13 protein-coding genes are annotated in these 15,711 nt (G+C 71.4%); 4 read left to right on the top strand and 9 right to left on the bottom strand.

Going from position 1 to position 15,711, the window contains the following annotated elements; genetic code table 11:
- The first annotated feature begins 170 nt into the window (after positions 1-170).
- From JOD64_RS11340 to JOD64_RS11350, 3 genes are read left to right on the top strand one after another with little or no spacing between them, the layout of a single operon-like run.
- On the top strand, positions 171-836 hold the full coding sequence (locus tag JOD64_RS11340; protein WP_204942192.1) for a DUF4097 family beta strand repeat-containing protein: 666 nt from the start codon (positions 171-173) through the stop codon (positions 834-836).
- A gap of 11 nt (positions 837-847) precedes the next feature.
- Positions 848-1,786 carry an ATP-binding cassette domain-containing protein gene (locus tag JOD64_RS11345; RefSeq protein ID WP_204946015.1) on the top strand — a complete coding sequence of 313 codons (939 nt, stop codon included), beginning with the start codon at positions 848-850 and terminating at the stop codon, positions 1,784-1,786.
- The gene (locus tag JOD64_RS11350) at positions 1,783-2,556 is read left to right on the top strand and encodes an ABC transporter permease (protein WP_204942193.1); all 774 of its coding nucleotides are present in this window, start codon (positions 1,783-1,785) and stop codon (positions 2,554-2,556) included. Before JOD64_RS11345 ends, JOD64_RS11350 begins: the two co-directional genes overlap by 4 nt.
- A gap of 101 nt (positions 2,557-2,657) precedes the next feature.
- Here JOD64_RS11350 and JOD64_RS11355 read toward each other — a convergent pair whose 3' ends face one another.
- The 7 genes from JOD64_RS11355 to JOD64_RS11385 all read right to left on the bottom strand — a co-directional run bounded on the left by JOD64_RS11355 (position 2,658) and on the right by JOD64_RS11385 (position 11,389).
- A complete protein-coding gene (locus JOD64_RS11355) occupies positions 2,658-4,322 on the bottom strand; it encodes a serine/threonine-protein kinase (RefSeq protein ID WP_204942194.1) in 1,665 nt (554 codons plus the stop codon).
- Between the two features lie 71 nt (positions 4,323-4,393).
- Positions 4,394-5,956 carry a fused MFS/spermidine synthase gene (locus JOD64_RS11360; RefSeq protein WP_239559478.1) on the bottom strand — a complete coding sequence of 521 codons (1,563 nt, stop codon included), beginning with the start codon at positions 5,954-5,956 and terminating at the stop codon, positions 4,394-4,396.
- Positions 5,957-5,991: 35 nt separating this feature from the next.
- The gene (locus JOD64_RS11365; protein WP_239560577.1) at positions 5,992-6,936 is read right to left on the bottom strand and encodes a coiled-coil domain-containing protein; all 945 of its coding nucleotides are present in this window, start codon (positions 6,934-6,936) and stop codon (positions 5,992-5,994) included.
- Positions 6,937-7,202: 266 nt separating this feature from the next.
- The gene (locus JOD64_RS11370; protein WP_204942196.1) at positions 7,203-8,012 is read right to left on the bottom strand and encodes an inositol monophosphatase family protein; all 810 of its coding nucleotides are present in this window, start codon (positions 8,010-8,012) and stop codon (positions 7,203-7,205) included.
- Positions 8,005-8,457: a response regulator gene (locus tag JOD64_RS11375; RefSeq protein WP_204942197.1), complete on the bottom strand. Its 453-nt coding sequence runs from the start codon at positions 8,455-8,457 to the stop codon at positions 8,005-8,007. Before JOD64_RS11375 ends, JOD64_RS11370 begins: the two co-directional genes overlap by 8 nt.
- The gene (locus tag JOD64_RS11380; RefSeq protein WP_204942198.1) at positions 8,454-10,193 is read right to left on the bottom strand and encodes a sensor histidine kinase; all 1,740 of its coding nucleotides are present in this window, start codon (positions 10,191-10,193) and stop codon (positions 8,454-8,456) included. Before JOD64_RS11380 ends, JOD64_RS11375 begins: the two co-directional genes overlap by 4 nt.
- A complete protein-coding gene (locus JOD64_RS11385; RefSeq protein WP_204942199.1) occupies positions 10,190-11,389 on the bottom strand; it encodes a PP2C family protein-serine/threonine phosphatase in 1,200 nt (399 codons plus the stop codon). The genes JOD64_RS11380 and JOD64_RS11385 overlap by 4 nt, the downstream gene beginning before the upstream one ends.
- A gap of 290 nt (positions 11,390-11,679) precedes the next feature.
- On the opposite strand from JOD64_RS11385, the gene JOD64_RS11390 reads away from it, so the two are divergent.
- On the top strand, positions 11,680-14,100 hold the full coding sequence (locus JOD64_RS11390; protein WP_204942200.1) for a M28 family peptidase: 2,421 nt from the start codon (positions 11,680-11,682) through the stop codon (positions 14,098-14,100).
- A 50-nt stretch (positions 14,101-14,150) separates the two neighbouring features.
- Here JOD64_RS11390 and JOD64_RS11395 read toward each other — a convergent pair whose 3' ends face one another.
- Together JOD64_RS11395 and JOD64_RS32925 are read right to left on the bottom strand one after the other, a co-directional pair.
- Positions 14,151-15,092 (bottom strand): threonine/serine dehydratase, encoded by a 942-nt coding sequence (locus tag JOD64_RS11395; protein WP_204942201.1) that lies wholly within the window; start codon positions 15,090-15,092, stop codon positions 14,151-14,153.
- A 143-nt stretch (positions 15,093-15,235) separates the two neighbouring features.
- Positions 15,236-15,667, bottom strand: a complete 432-nt coding sequence (locus JOD64_RS32925) for a TetR/AcrR family transcriptional regulator C-terminal domain-containing protein (protein WP_204942202.1) — start codon at positions 15,665-15,667, stop codon at positions 15,236-15,238.
- Positions 15,668-15,711: the final 44 nt, after the last annotated feature.

A 15,711-nucleotide genomic window follows, 5' to 3' on the forward strand; every position in this document is an offset into this window, starting at 1 on the left:
TCATAGCAACGGCGACGTCAAGATCGTTGCGTTAGCATTACGTCCGATGCAACGATTTTAGCGGCTTGACCTGCTTAAACGCCGCCGCATCGCAACAAGCGACTTGAAGGGCATTGGAAAGCAACGTAGCGTTTCCGATGTCAGAAAGAACGGGTCGCAAGGAGAACGTCATGCGGAAGTTCGACAGCCCCACCCCTATCTCCACCGTCCTGGACATCCCCGCCGGCCGTGTGCGGTTCATCGCCGCCGACCGCGTCGACACCGCGGTCGAGATCCTCCCCGCGGACGCCTCGAACGGCCGCGACGTGCAGGTCGCGGAGCAGACCACTGTCGAATACAGCGACGGCGTTCTGCGGATCGAGGCTTCGGCGAAGAACAGGTACTTCGGCAGTTCCGGATCCATCGAGGTGACGGTCCAACTGCCCGCCGGTTCCCGGGTCGAGGCCAAGGCGGCCAGCGCCGAACTGCGGGGCGTCGGACGGTTCGGCGACGTCGCCTTCGAGGTCGCACACGGCCACATCAAGCTCGACGAGGCCGCCAGCGCCCGACTCACCACTGCCGCTGGTGACGTCTCGGTCGGCCGCCTCAACGGCCCCGCGGAGATCAGCACCAGAAAGGGCGACATCCGCGTCACCGAGGCCGTGCGCGGCACGGTCGTCCTGCGCACGGACGCCGGCGAACTGTCGGTCGGCGCCGCCCACGGCGTCTCGGCCGCCCTGGACGCCAGTACCGGCTTCGGCCGGATCCACAACGCGCTGAAGAACACCGAAGGCACCGCCGACCTGAACATCCACGCGACCACCGGCTACGGCGACGTCGTCGCCCGCAGCCTCTGAAGGGCATGATCATGACCAACCTGGCCATCTCAGCGAACGGGCTGCACAAGTCCTACGGCGACAAGATCGTGCTCGACGGCATCGACCTGGCCGTCCCCGAAGGAACGATCTTCGCGCTGCTCGGCCCGAACGGGGCGGGCAAGACCACCACCGTCCAGATCCTGTCCACGCTGATCCCCGCCGATGGCGGCACCGTCCACGTCGCCGGCCACGACCTGGCCCGAAAGCCGGACGACGTACGCGGCGCGATCGGCGTCACCGGGCAGTACTCGGCCGTCGACAAGCTGCTCACCGGCGAGGAGAACCTGCTCCTCATGGCCGACCTGAATCACCTGTCCCGCCGAGATGGCAAGCGCAAGGCCGCCGGGCTGCTCGAACGGTTCGACCTGGTCGACGCGGCAAGCAAGCCCGCCAGCACCTACTCCGGTGGAATGCAGCGCAGGCTCGACCTCGCGATGACCCTGGTCGGCGACCCCCGCCTGATCTTCCTGGACGAGCCCACCACCGGGCTCGACCCCCGCAGCCGTCGCTCCATGTGGCAGATCGTCCGTGAACTGGTCGCCAACGGCGTCACCATCTTCCTCACCACCCAGTACCTGGAAGAGGCCGACGAACTCGCCGACCGCATCGCCCTCCTCGACCACGGACGCCTGATCGCCGAAGGCACCGCCGAGGAGCTCAAGCGACTCATCCCCGGCGGCCACATCGAACTCACCTTCACCGACACGCACCTGCTCGACGCCGCTCGGCACCTCCTCGGAACAGGAGTCGCCGACCCCGAGGCGCTCAGCCTGCAGGTGCCCAGCGACGGAAGTGTCCGCGCGATCCGCGAACTGCTCGCCCGCCTGGACGAAGGCTCGATCGACATCGACGAGATGAGCGTCCACACCCCCGATCTCGACGACGTTTTCCTCACCCTCACCGGCCGCCAGAAGGAGACCACCCGATGAACACCCTCACGCTCGCCATGCGTGACTCCTCCACGATGGTCCGGCGGCAGCTCAAGCGCCTGCTCCGCTACCCGTCCATGACCGTGCAGCTGGTCGCGACGCCCGCCATCCTCCTGGTCCTGTTCGTCTATGTCTTCGGCGGCACCCTTGGCGCGGGCATCGGCGGCGGTCGCGACGCCTACGTCGACTACGTCGTCCCCGGCATCCTGCTCATGGCGGCAGCCACGGCCGCGACCGGAACCGCCGTCATGGTCGCCACCGACATGACCGAAGGCATCATCGCCCGCTTCCGCAGCATGCGAATCTCCCGGGCCTCGGTCCTGACCGGCCACGTCATCGGCAGCCTCGTCCAGCAGTTGCTCAGCATGGCCGTTCTCATCGGCATCGCCCTCGCCATCGGCTTCCGCCCGAACGCCAGCGCAGTCGAGTGGCTGGCCGCCGCCGGAGTGCTCACCCTGCTCGTCCTGGCCGTCACCTGGCTGGCGGTCGCTCTCGGCCTGAAGTCCTCGACCCCCGAGGCCGCCAGCAACGCGCCGATGCCCCTGATCCTGCTTCCCTTTCTCGGCAGCGGCTTCGTCCCCACCGACTCCATGCCCACCGCCCTCCGCTGGTTCGCCGAATACCAGCCCTTCACCCCGATCATGGAAACCGTCCGCGGCCTTCTGCTCGGCACCCCGATCGGCAACAGCGCCGTCATCGCCGCCGCCTGGTGCACCGGAATCGCCCTCGTCTCCTACCTCTGGGCCAAGAACACCTTCAACAAGGCCTGAACATCAGCACACCAAACGGGGCCGTCAGACCAACTGGTCTGACGGCCCTGAATCGTGACAACGCGCTGACCGTCGCCGTCAGCGACCGTCGCGGCTCTCGGTCAATGTGACGCTTTCCCCCGGCCACCGCCACCGTGCCCCTCGCCCTTGCCCGGCTTCGCAGGGCCCTTTGCGGGCTTCGGGGGCTTGGCCTTCGCCGCACCGCCGCCCGCACCGGAGCCGCCGCGCACCGTCGTCGCCTCCGGCGGGACCTTCGTCGTGGCGGCCTTGCTCGGCGGGGCCGTGGACGGCGCACTGCCGGCGACCCCGGAGACGCGGACCCCGCAGGTCGACTCGCCGAGCCGGAACTCCACCGGCAGCGGGTTCGCCCCGCTGTACGTCCCCGTGAGCGTGAGCTTCTCGGTCGCACCGGGTGCCAACGTGTTGCGCTGGGCGGTCGGCCGAATCAGCACCGTACTTCCCTGCTGGTGCACCGGCGCGGGCTCGGCCTTCGTCACCGTCTGCTGGCCGGGAAAGGTGAAGCTCATCGCCCAGTCCCGCAGCTCACGATCACCGGTGTTGGTCAGCGTCAGCTCCGCGGCGAAATCGGTGCCGGAGTCCGCACGCAGCGCGTACGCCACCTCGCAGGGCGCCGCCGTCGGCAGGCCCATCCGGGCCTCGGTCGTCGGCCGGCCCTCACCGCTGGCCGGGGTACGTGAGGTGAACCCCCACATCGCCCCGGTGACCGCGATCAGCCCGACGGCGGCCACCCCCGCCTCAACCCGCCGGCGCCGGCTCACCCGCTGCCGCGTCCGCCGGTCCCGTTCACGGGTACGCGACAGCGGCAACGCGTCGGTCGCCGCCGACCAGGGCAGAATCGTGGTACCCACACTGCCCAACATGGCGGGATCCAGGGGTCCACCGGCCGGGGAGACCGGCACCGCCGCGAGCATTCCGGCTGCGTCCGCGAGGATCCGGGTCAACTCGGTGGTGGCCGGTCGGTCGGCGGGCCGCTTGGCCAGGCAGCACCCCACCAGGTCGGTCACCTCGTCGGGCAGCCCTGCGACGGTGGGCATCGGCTCCGGGTCGTTGTACATGTGTGCGCGCAACATCTGGGTGGTCGTGCTGGCCCTCCACGGCAGCCGCCCGGTGAGCATCCGGTAGAGCAGCAGCCCGACGGCGTACACGTCGGTGGCCGGGGAGACCTGGCCGTTGTCGAGCCGTTCCGGAGCGAGGTACGCGGGAGTGCCCAGCAGCGCGCCGTCCGGCCCCTTCTCGCTCTCGCCAACCAGCGCGGAGATACCGAAGTCGACCACCTTGACCCCGGTCGACGTGAGCATGACGTTGCCCGGGGTGACGTCGCGGTGCACCACGCCGCGGGCGTGCGCGGTGGCCAACGCCGAGCTGACCTCCGCGGCGATGGTCACCGCCTCCCGCCACGGCAGTTGGCTCTCCCGGCCCAGTCGGCTGGCCAGCGAAGCGCCGTCGACCAGCTCCATCACGACGTAGGGAACGGTCAGACCGACCTGCTCGGACTCGCCGTAGTCGTACACGTTCGTGATGTTGGGGTGGCAGAGCCGCGCGGCGGCCTGCGCCTCGATCCGGATCCGGTGGCGGAAGGCCCGGTCGCTTGCCAGCCGCGAGGCCAGCACCTTCACCGCGACCTGGCGGCCGAGCACCTCGTCGTAGCCGCGCCACACCACCGACATGCCGCCCGCGCCGAGCTGCTCGATCAGTCGGTACCGCTCATCGAGGAGCTGCGCGCCGTTTCGGTCCCCACCACCCATGGTGACCGTTGTTGCCCAGGATCAACCGGCCTACACCTGGAGTGTCGGAATCGGTCAGAGCTGTCACCCGTTCAGGCGGTCGCCAGTAGTTGGTCCACCGGGGCATAGTCGTCGGTCAACACCAGAGCCCCGCCGACGAATTCCGTCAGCGCCGCGCCGGACAGCAGGCTGACCTTGGGATCCACCTCGCTCAGCCGGGTGCGGACGGCGTCCAGCGGCAGCGGCGCGTCGGAGCCGACGATGAGGAAGTTGGAACCCTGTTCCTCGGCGAGCGCCTCCGGTGGGGCGATCAGCGCGACGTGCGTGAACTCGGCGGCCACCGTGGCCAACTCGGCGCGGATGAACCGCAGCGGCGGGTAGTCGATGACGTTCTGCACGTACACGCCGCCGGGGCGGGTCACCCGCCGGACCTCGGCGGCCATCTCCCGGGTGGCCAGGTGCCAGGGCACCACCAGGTGACCGAACGCGTCACCGACCACCAGGTCACGGCTGTCCGTCGGCTCGCCGGCGACCAGCATCCGGGCGTCGCCCACGACCGCCCGCAGGTCCGGCCCGGTGCGTACGCCCAGCTCCCGCTCGCCCAACTCGACCAGCCCGCCGTCGATCTCGAAGACCACGTTGTCGGTGCCCGGCCGGGTGGCGGTCAGGTAGCGCGGCACGGTGAACCCGCCGCCGCCCAGGTGCAGCGCGTCCAACCGCTGCCCGGTCGGCGCGGCCACGTCGGCGACCGCGCCGATCCACTTCGTGTACGCGTACTCCAGGTGCTTCGGGTCGGCCAGGTCCACGTACGAGTGTTGGGCCGAGTTGAGCAGCAGGGTCCGTCCGTTGGGCCGGTCCGGGTCTGACGTGACCCGGGCGCAGTGGTACGCCGTCTCGATGTCGCACGGGTTCGGTGCGACGGTGGTCAGCCCCGCTCCGACCAGGCCGAGCACGGCCAGCACGGCCCTGGTCCGGGCGGGACCGGGCAGCTCGGTGGGCTCCTGCCGGCGCAGGTACCAGCCGAGGCCGATGCCGACCAACCCGAGCGCGACCGCCAGGGTCAGCAGGATGACCGTGCTGCGCAGTGCGGCGACCAGCACGAAGCCGGTGAGCAGGGTCGCGGTGATGCCGCCCAGGGTGCCGATCCCGGAGAGTCGGCCAACCACCTGGCCGGTGCGGCGCAGATCGGCGAGTTGGAGCTTCACGACCAGCGGGGTGACCGCGGCCAGCAGCGCGGCCGGTACGAACACGGCCAGGGCGACAAGCAGCAGGATCGCGCTGGCCGCGCCGCCCCGCAGCACCTCACCGGCGTACCGGACGACGGGCAGGGTGATCGCGGTGGCGATGCCGGCCAGCACCAGCGCCGGTGCCAGCAGGCCACGCGGGTTGCGCCGGTCGGCCAGCCAACCACCGGACCACGCCCCGTAGGCGATCGCGGCCAGCGCGATGCCGATCACCGAGCTGGTCACCTGGAGGGTCACCCCGACGTACGGGCCGACCAGGCGCAGGGCGACGGTCTCCAGCACCAGCACGGCGCCGCTGGAGAAGAAGACCAGGAAGGCGGCCAGGCCGTTGGGCAGGGCCCGGCCGGTGACGGACACGGGCGGGGCCGAGGAGGCCGGCGGAGCCGCCACGTCGGACGGTGGGGTGTTCATCGTCGCGATGGTACGCAGGGAAATGCTGGCTCGGGTCAGTACAGCGATAGATGAACGTGGTTCGTGTGGGACGCGGCGGGACTGCCACTGCCGCTGTACGAACGCCACCCGGTGCCGGGGTGCCAGATCTGCCGGTACCAGATCACGTAGAGCACACCCAGTCGGTCGGCGTTGCGCACGTGCCAGGCGGCGAGGCTGTCGCCGTACGCCTTGTCACCGCCGGTCGCGTTGCGGTCCTCGAAGCCGTTCGTGGCGGCCGCGAAGTCACAGGCCCGCCCCTTCGGGTGCTCGCCGCCGCCACCGGTGCGCTTGCAGGAGACGTGCCGCTTGTAGCCGGCCGCCTGGGTCTGGTTGAGCGCGTTGAGGGTGCGTGGGGTGATGCAGCCGGAGGTGGTCGGGTCCTTCACGGAGCAGGATTCCGACGGCCAGGATCCGTCGGGGTTGCGTGGCGCGGGCTTCGCCGAGGCGGAACTGCCGCCGCTGAAACCGTTGCTGCTGCCCGAGCTGACCTCGGCGAGTGCCGCCTCGGCTTCCTTCTTCTTCTTCGCCATGACGGCGAGCTGCTTCTGCTGCTCGCGGACCTCGGCGTCGATGGCGACCTTGGCCTGCTGCGCCTGCTGCCGGGCTTCGACGAGGTCACGCAGCCGCTTGCTGTCCCGTTGGGCCATCAGCTCAAGGTCGCTCGCGCGCTGCAGGAACGACTGCGGCGTGGCGGTGTTGAGCAGCATCGCGACCGGGCTGAGCCGGCCCGCGCGGTACGACTGCGCAGCCACCTCGCCGACCTGGGCGGTGAGCCCGACCAGGCGACCCTCGACCACCGTCAACTCGCCGGTCAGCGCCGTCTGGCGACGCTTGGAGTTGTCCAGTTTGGCCTTGGCTTCGATGTGACCCTTGGCGGTCAGCTCCAACGCGTCCTGCAGCTTCTTGCTGCCGCCCTCGCCGGGTTCCGCGTACGCGGGCACGGCGGTGCCGCCGAGCATCAGCGCGACGGCGGCGAGCAGGGCGAACAGTGCGCGGCGACCGAGCCGCGGGCTGAGCCTGGTCCTGGGCACGCAAGCGTCCTTCCGTCGACCGCCGGCCCCCGGGTGAACAACTGCGCGGCGGCGTCCCCGCCGGCGCCGGTCGGCGGCCTGCTGGCGGAGACCGCCGGTCACGATACCGGACTGTGGGCCGGTGACCAGCCCCCTGACCTTCGGACTACGTCAATGTCGACGGAGTGTCCTGACGCCGTTGCGCAGTGCGCGGATCAGTGGCTGAGGAGGGCGTCGCGCACCTCGGCCCAGACCTGCTCGTTGACCGCGACGAGCAGACCTCGGCCGTCGTCGGCGGGGTGGTAGTCGACACCGTCGAACCGGCGGGCAACGCCACCGGCCGCACGGACCAGCACGGTGCCCGGCGCGTGGTCCCAGGGCAGGGTGCGCCAGAAGAGCACGAACTGCTGCTCGCCGTTGAGGATGTCCAGATACTCCCGGCCGGCGCAGTGCTGGCCGGGCAGCAGCTCACCGAGCCGACGGCCGCCGGCGCGGACCCGGTCGCGGGTCTCCGGCGGCAGGAACTGGGTCATCGCCGCGCCGCGCAGCTCGCCGAGTGGCGGCACGGTGGCGGTGCCGTCGACCGGTCGACCGTTGAGCAGGGTGCCGTCGTCCGCCCAGCCCGCAGCGAGAGTGTCGGCGAGCGGGTCGAGGATCCAGCCGGCGGTCGGCAGCCCGTCGGTCAGCAGCGACACCATCAGGGCGAACGGCCGGCGACCCGCGGCGAAGTTGGCGGTGCCGTCGACCGGGTCGACCAGCCAGACGTCCCCACTGTCGCGCAGGTGCCGCAACAGCCCTGGATCGTCGGCGACGCCCTCCTCACCGACCACCGTCGAGCCCGGTCGCAGCCGACGCAACCCCGCCGAGAGCAACTCCTCGGCACGGCGGTCGGCGATGGTGACCACCTCGCCGGGCGCCTTCTCCGACACGTCGGCGTCGTCGAGTTTGCGAAACAGTGGCAGCACGACCTGGTCGGCGGCCTCCCGGAGCAGGTCGCCGACGTCGTCGAGCAGGGTGTCAGCCACGCGGCGGCAGCCTGACCACGCTGACGAAGAACTCGTCGATCTGACGGACCACCGAGATGAAGCGCTCGAAGTCCACCGGCTTGGTCACGTAGGCGTTGGCGTGCAGCTGGTAGCTGCGCAGGATGTCCTCGTCGGCCTGCGAGGTGGTGAGCACCACCACCGGGATCCGACGCAGTTCCGGGTCGTTTTTGATCTCTTCCAGCACCTCCCGGCCGTCACGGCGGGGCAGGTTGAGGTCGAGCAGGATCAGGTCGGGCGCCACCGCGTCCGCGTACTGGCCCTCCCGCCGCAGGTAGGCGAGCGCCTCGGCGCCGTCGGAGACGACGGTCAGCCGGTTACGCAGCTTGTGCTCCTCGAACGCCTCCTGGGTCATCAGCACGTCACCCGGGTCGTCCTCCACGAGCAGGACCTCGATCGGGCTCTTGCCATCCGCCGGCGCGGTCATCCCACCGTCTCCCTCATGTCACCCGTTCTACCGCTTTCCGGCGCCTCGTCGGCCCGGTCCGGCCGGTCCGAGGAGTCGGACTGCTCCGTCGGAGCTGCCGGAACCTCGTTCGAGGGCGTCGCGTCGCCCGCTGCCAGATCCTGCGGCTGCTCCGACGAGTCGACAGCGGCCGCCGCCGCGGCCTCGATGTCCCCGGGAAGCGCCGGCAGGGTGAACCGGATCGCGGTGCCCTCCGGCACGTCGGTGTCCACCCAGACCCGACCGCCGTGATATTCGACGATCTTCTTGACGATGGCCAACCCGATGCCGGTACCCGGGTACGCGTCCTTCGAGTGCAGCCGCTGGAAGATCACGAAGATCTTGTCGGCGAACTCCGGCTCGATCCCAATGCCGTTGTCCTGGCAGCTGATCTCCCACTCGGCACCCACCAGCCGGGCCGAGATGTGCACCTTCGGCGGCACGTCCGGGCGCCGGAACTTGATCGAGTTGCTGACCAGGTTGGCCAGCAGGTTGGTGAGCAGTGGCTCCTCACCCGAGATCACCGGCAGCTCGGACCAGGTCAGCTCGGCGTCGGCGTACTGCCGGGCGGCTTCGGTCTGGCCGGCCACGTCGCCCATCACCTTGTTGAGGTCGACCTCGACGAAGCCGGTGGTGAGACGGCCGATCCGGGAGAACGCGAGCAGGTCGTTGATCAGGCGCTGCATCCGCTGCGCGCCGTCCACCGCGAAGGCGATGTACTGGTCGGCCCGCTCGTCGAGCTGCCCGGCGTAGCGGCGCTGGAGCAGCTGGCAGAAGCTGGCCACCTTGCGCAGCGGCTCCTGCAGGTCGTGCGACGCCACGTACGCGAACTGCTCCAGGTCACGGTTGGACCGGGTGAGCTCCTCGGCCTGCTTCTGGAGCTGACTGTTGACCCACTCGATGCGCTCGCGGGCAGCCCGCACCTCGGCCAGATCGGCGGCGATCTTCTGGCGCATCGCGTCCACGTCCTCGCCGAGCCGGAGGAACTCCGGCGGGCCGACGGCGGCGATGCCGTGTTGGTAGTCGCCCTCGGCGACCTCGCGGACCTGGTTGGCCAGCCCGGTCAGGGGGCGGATCACCATCCGGTCCAGCGAGAGCAGCAGCACCGCGCCGGCCACGACCACCACCAGGGCTGCGACGATCAACAGGACGACCAGCACGTTGCTGCTGGTGCGCACGTTGTCGGCGGACTGCTCCCGAGCGGTCAGGATCTCCTCCTGGAGGTCGTTCACCGCCGAGCGCACCTCGTCGAACTGCTGCCGGGCCCGTTCGGTGACCAACGCCTGGCCCGCGCTGGTGCCACTCTGTTCGGTGGTGGTTATCACCGGCTCCGCCACCGACTGCCGCCACTGCGCGGTGCGCTCCTCGACGATCCGCAACTCCTGGCCGATCTGCGGATAGTCGCCCAGCAGCATCCGCATCCCGGCGACGACGCTCTTCTCCTGCTCGAGCCCTTCCCGATAGGGGCTCAGGTCGGCCGGATCACCGCTGACCGCGTACCCACGGATCGCCGTCTCCTGGTCGAGCAGCGCGTTGAGCAGCTCCTGCGACTGCACCCGCAGCGGGCCGGTCTCGTTCAGGACGGCGTCGATCTGGGTCCGGTTGCGAGCGGCCATCGCGGCTTCCGCGCCGGCCAGGGCGATCAACAGCACACCCACCACGGTGAGCAGGGTGATGACCCGACGGCGCAGACTCCAGCCGCCGACCACCGGCGTCACCGGCCACCACCCCGGCTGACCAGCAGCATGGCCACATCGTCGGCGAGCGGGCCGCCGTTGATGTGCTCGGCCCTACCGACCAGCCAGGCCGGCAGCTCGGGCAGCGACACCGCACGGTTGGCCGGCTCGTCCAGCAACCCGCTCAGGCCCGGCACGTCGAGCCGCTCGTCGCCGGCACCCACCCGCCCCTCGATCAGGCCGTCGGTGTACATCAGCAGGGACCAGTCATCGGTGTCGAACTCCAGGTCGTAGGCGATCGGCCGGCGGGGTCGTACGCCGAGCAGTCGGCCGCCGGGCGCGGGCACCGGGGCGACCCGGCCGCCGGAGAGCAGCAGCGGCGGCGGGTGCCCGGCGAGTCGGACGGTGGCCCGGTTGGCGTCCAGGTCGAGTCTGGTGGTGGCGACCGTCGCGAAGATCTCCTGCAGCCGGCGCTCACTCATCAGCACCTGCTCCAGCGCGGGCAGCACCTCGTCGTCCGGCACTCCGGCGAGCACCAGTGCCCGCCAGGCCACCCGCAGCTCCACACCGAGGGCGGCCTCGTCCACCCCGTGCCCGCAGACGTCGCCGACGATCAGATAGAGGCGGTCCGGCCGGGTCTGCACCACGTCGAAGAAGTCCCCACCGATCAGCGCGGCGTGCCGCCCGGGCCGGTAGAAGGTGTGCACCGCAACCTGGTCGGTCGTCATCAGCGGCTGGGGCAGCAGGCCACGTTCGAGGCGGGCCGACTCGGCCTGGCGCAGCTCGACCTCGCGCAGCCTGCGGGCGTTCTCGTCGGCGCGCTTGCGCTCCACGGCGTAGCGCAGCGCGCGGGTCAGCAGCACCCCGTCGACCTGGCCCTTGACCAGGTAGTCCTGTGCCCCCTCGGCGACCGCCACGATGCCCAGGTGCTCGTCCGAGCGGCCGGTCAGCACGCACACGGCGGCGCCGCTGGACATCTCCAACACGTGGCGCAACCCGTCCAGCCCCTGTGCGTCGGGCAGGCCCAGGTCGAGCAGGACGCAGTCGACGCCGGTGATCCGCTGACGTGCCTCGCTGAGACTGGTGGCGACCAGCAGGTCGATCATCGAGTTCGTCTCGGCGAGCAGCTCACCAACCAGGAAGGCGTCACCCTCGTCGTCCTCCACCAGCAGCACCCGCAACCGTTCGCCGGGCGGCAGGTTGGCGTGCCGCGCCAGGCCACCGTGGGGGTACGGCACAACTGGGGAACCGGCCAAGCCGGCCCCCCGGTGCGGCCGGGTCACCGCCGCGAGACGCGGGAGTTCGCTGGTGATGTCGGGCTCCTTCCGAGTGCCCTGCTGATCCTGTATTAGACAACGGTCGCACACAACACGACGCCTGCGGCGCGGGCGGGGATGGGCCGCATCACTGCCCGCCGAATGACAAACCGGGCGGACGGTGGGGGTAGGGCGTACCGGCCATCCCATCCGGGGCGGCGGACGGGCAGGATGGTGCCACCCCAGGCCCCACCACCCCCCGAGGAGTTCCCGTGGGCGCACCCACCACCCCGGCCACGACGGGCACGCCGGCCCGTCCGACTCGGGGCGTACCCCCTGCCGACCGTGCGTTGACTCGACCGCACCGGCGGCTCGTGGCCGCTGCGGCGGCGCTGGTGGCGCTGGCCGCCGTCGGCGCCGGCAGCCTGCTCGACCTGCGCACGCCGACGCCGAAGCCGGCGGACGCGCCGGCGGGTGAGTTCAGCGCCGCCCGGGCGTACGAGGACGTGCAGGTGATCGCGGCCCGGTCGCACGTCGCCGGCAGCCCGGCCAACGACCAGGTTCGCGCGCACGTCGAGCAGCAGTTGCGCGGGCTGGGCCTGGAGACCGAGGTGCAGGACACCGTGGCGCCGGAGGCCGGCCAGCTCAGCGGGGCGGCGGGCGGGGCGACTCTGGCCCGCGTCCGCAACGTGGTGGCCCGGCTGCCCGGCACCGACTCGACGGGCCGGGTCTTCCTGGTCGCCCACTACGACTCGGTGCAGACCGGGCCGGGCGGCAACGACGACGCGGCCGGCACGTCGGCCATCCTGGAGGTGGCCCGCGCGCTGAGCACCGGCCCCCGGCCCCGCAACGACATCGTCTTCGTGCTGACCGACGCCGAGGAGGCGTGCCTCTGCGGCGCGGCCGCGTTCGCCGCCAGTCACCCGCTGGCCGCCGACGGCGGTGTGGTGCTCAACCTGGAGGCGCGCGGCTCCACCGGGCCAGTGATCATGTTTGAGACGTCCCGGAACAACGCGAATCTGGTGGACGTCTTCGGCCGGTCCGCCCCGCACCCGGTCGGCACCTCGTTCGCGGTGGAGATCTACCGCGCGCTGCCCAACGACACCGACTTCACCGCGTTCCTGGACCAAAAGTTCGTCGGGCTGAACTCGGCCTACATCGACGGCGGCGCGATCTACCACACGCCGTTGGACACTCCAGCGGCGATGGACCGGGGCAGCCTCCAGCAGCACGGGGACAACGCGCTGGGCCTGGCCCGGGAGTTCGGCCGAACCGACCTGACCGACCTGCGCTCCGGGCACGACGCCACCTACTTCCCGGTCCCCGGCGGGCTGGTCCGCTACCCGGGCTGGCTCACCCTGCCGCTGGCCCTGCTCGCGGTGGCCGCGGTGGCCGCGCTGGGCTGGTTGACCCGGCGACGGGGTCGGGCCAGCACCGGCCGGCTGGCCGCCGGCTTCGGGCTGGCCCTGGTGCCGATCGTCGCCGCGCCGGTCGCCGCGCAGCTGCTCTGGCTGGCGATCACCACGATCCGACCGGGGTACGCGGAACTGCTCGACCCGTACCGGCCGATCTGGTACCGGTTGGCCGTCCTGGCGCTCGCCGCAGCCATCCTGTTCACCTGGTACGCGCTGACCCGCCGCCGGATCGGCCCGGCCGCCCTCGCCGTCGGCGGGTTGGCCTGGTTGGCCCTGCTCGGGGTGCTGCTCGCCGTGGCGGTGCCCGGCGGGGCGTACCTCACCACCCTGCCGGCGCTGGCCGGTGCCCTCGGCGGGCTGGTCGCGCTGCGTACCCGACAGACCGGGCCGTGGCCGGTGGTGGCGGTGACCGCCGCCGCGGCCGTCGGCGTGATGATCCTGCTGCCCACCGTGGTGCTGCTCTTCCCCGCGCTGGGGATGGCCATGGGCGGGGTGGCTGCGCTGGTCGCGGTGCTGCTCGGCCTGACCGCCCTGCCGGTGGTCGACCTGCTGCACCCGCAGGCCGGCGGCCAGCGTGGCCTGCGGGCGTTGCAGGCCCGCCGGCTCGGCGTGCTGCCGGCCGCGGCCACCGCCGTGGTGGCGGTCGTGCTCGCCGGGGTCGGGCTCGGCGTCGACCGGTTCGACGCCGCCCACCCCGCGCCCACCCATCTGATGTACGCCCTCGACGCGGGCACCGGCCAGGCCCGTTGGCTCAGCCACGAGAGCGACCCGCAGTCGTGGACCGACGGCTACGTGGACGGGGTGACCGACGTCGGCGACGACTTCCCCGGGCTCGGCGACGGTGAGCTGCGGGCTGGGCCGGCACAGCCGGCGAACCTGCCGGCGCCGAAGCTGGAGGTGCTGGCCGACACCAGTTCCGGCGGCGAACGCACGCTGCGACTGCGGCTCACCCCGCAGCGAGCGGCCCGGCTCGCCACCCTGCACGTCGACACGTCGACCGCCACCGTGCTGCGGGCCGAGGTGGCCGGACGGTCCGTGCCGGTGGAGCCCCGCGAAGGCAAGTGGGGCTTCGGGCTGGTGTTCCACGCCCCGCCGACGGAGGGCATCGAGGTCGCGTTGACCCTGCGGCCGACCGGCGGGCAGGTGGCGCTGCGGGCGATGGACGCCAGTGACGGCCTGGATACGCTGCCCGGCTTCCGCCCCCGGCCGCCGGCCGTCGGCGTCGTCGGGTCGCACAGCTCCGAGATGCTGGCGGTCGCCCGCACCTATCCCCTCTGACGCCGGTGGCCCGGCGGAGTCATTCTCCGCCGGGCCACCGCTCTTCGGCGTCAGTGCGGCGCGGCCGGGCCCAGGTCACTCGGGTCGGTGTTGCCACCACAGATGATCACTGCCACCCGCTCCCCCGCCTGCGGCACGTACGCGCCGCCGACCAGCGCGGCCAGCGCGGTGGCACCACCGAACTCGGCGGCGACCCGCAACTCCGACCAGAGCAGCCGACGCGCCCGCACCAGGTCCTCGTCACTGACCAGCACGGAGACCACCCCGGTCCGGCGGGCGGTGTCGAACGCGATGTCGCCGATCCGGCGGGCGCCCAGCGAGTCCGTGGCGATACCGCCCACCTCGATGTCGACCGGTCCGCCCGCCTTCAGCGCGGAGTGCAGGGTGGGGATCTGCTCGGGTTCGACGGCGACGACGCGTACCGAACCGTCGAACCAACTGGCGATGCCGGACACCAACCCGCCGCCGCCGACCGCCACCAGCACCGTGTCGATCCCGTCGACCTGCCGTTCCAGCTCCCGGCCGACGGTTCCCTGACCGGCCACCACCTCCGGCTGGTCGTACGCGTGCACGACCAACGCGCCGGTCTCCCCGGCGCGTTGGCTGCTCGCCGCCAACGCCTCCGCGTAGTGCTGGCCGACCTGGCGCACCTGGGCGCCCAACCCGGCCAACCGCTGCACCTTGACCGGCGAGGAGGTCACCGGCACGAAGACCTCCGCCGGCACGCCCAGCGACCGTGCCGCGTACGCGACGGCAAGGCCATGGTTGCCGCCCGAGGCGGCGATCACTCCGGCCGTCGGCAGCTGCCCCTGAAGCATCCGGTTGAACGCGCCACGCGGCTTGAACGAGCCGGTGTGCTGGTGCAACTCCAACTTGAGACTGAGCTGCCCGGGCACGCCCAGGTCAGCACCGTCGACGGCGATGACCGGGGTCTCCCGGACCCGCCCCTCGACCAGTGCGGCGGCCGCCTCGACGTCGCTTCTGTCCACCATGGGGAAACGCCCTTCACTACGGCCAGAGGCCAGCCGACTGGCGTCGGTGAGCCCGACAAAACATCCTAATGAAACCGCGCACTCGGGCTTGGGCTGGCTCCGACCCGCGCGTGCACTGACCTCGCCAGACGCGGCGCGCAGGGTTACCGAAGTGGGCGAACAACTGCCCTGGCCAGCGCTTCGGCGGACGCGCGCGAAGCCGGCTCTGCGTCCGGCCCCTGGGCGTAGTAGCGCAGGAACGCCTCGTGGAAGCAGGCGCCGATCAGTAGCGACGCGGCAGCTTCCGGGTCCGCGCCCGGGTTGAGGCGACCGATGTCCTGCTCAGCTCGCAGGTACGTGGCGAAGACGGCGACCGCTTTGTCGGGGCCTCCGCCGTGCCGGCTCATTGCCACCCGGTGCGCCGCCATGCGCTCGGGGTCGGCGAGGAGCGCCCCCAGCATCGGGATCGACTGCTGGTAGAAGTCCAGGACCGCGTGCGCGAGTTCGGCAAGGTTTTCCTCGACGTCGCCTGCACCAGGGAGGACCGAGACCCGGGACGAATTGGGCATTTCGCCGCCAGCATCGATGATCGCCACCACATCGCCGACGTAGCGGTATCCCGGCGGGCGGATACCGCTAC

This window comes from Micromonospora luteifusca (assembly GCF_016907275.1).
GTDB lineage: Bacteria > Actinomycetota > Actinomycetes > Mycobacteriales > Micromonosporaceae > Micromonospora > Micromonospora luteifusca.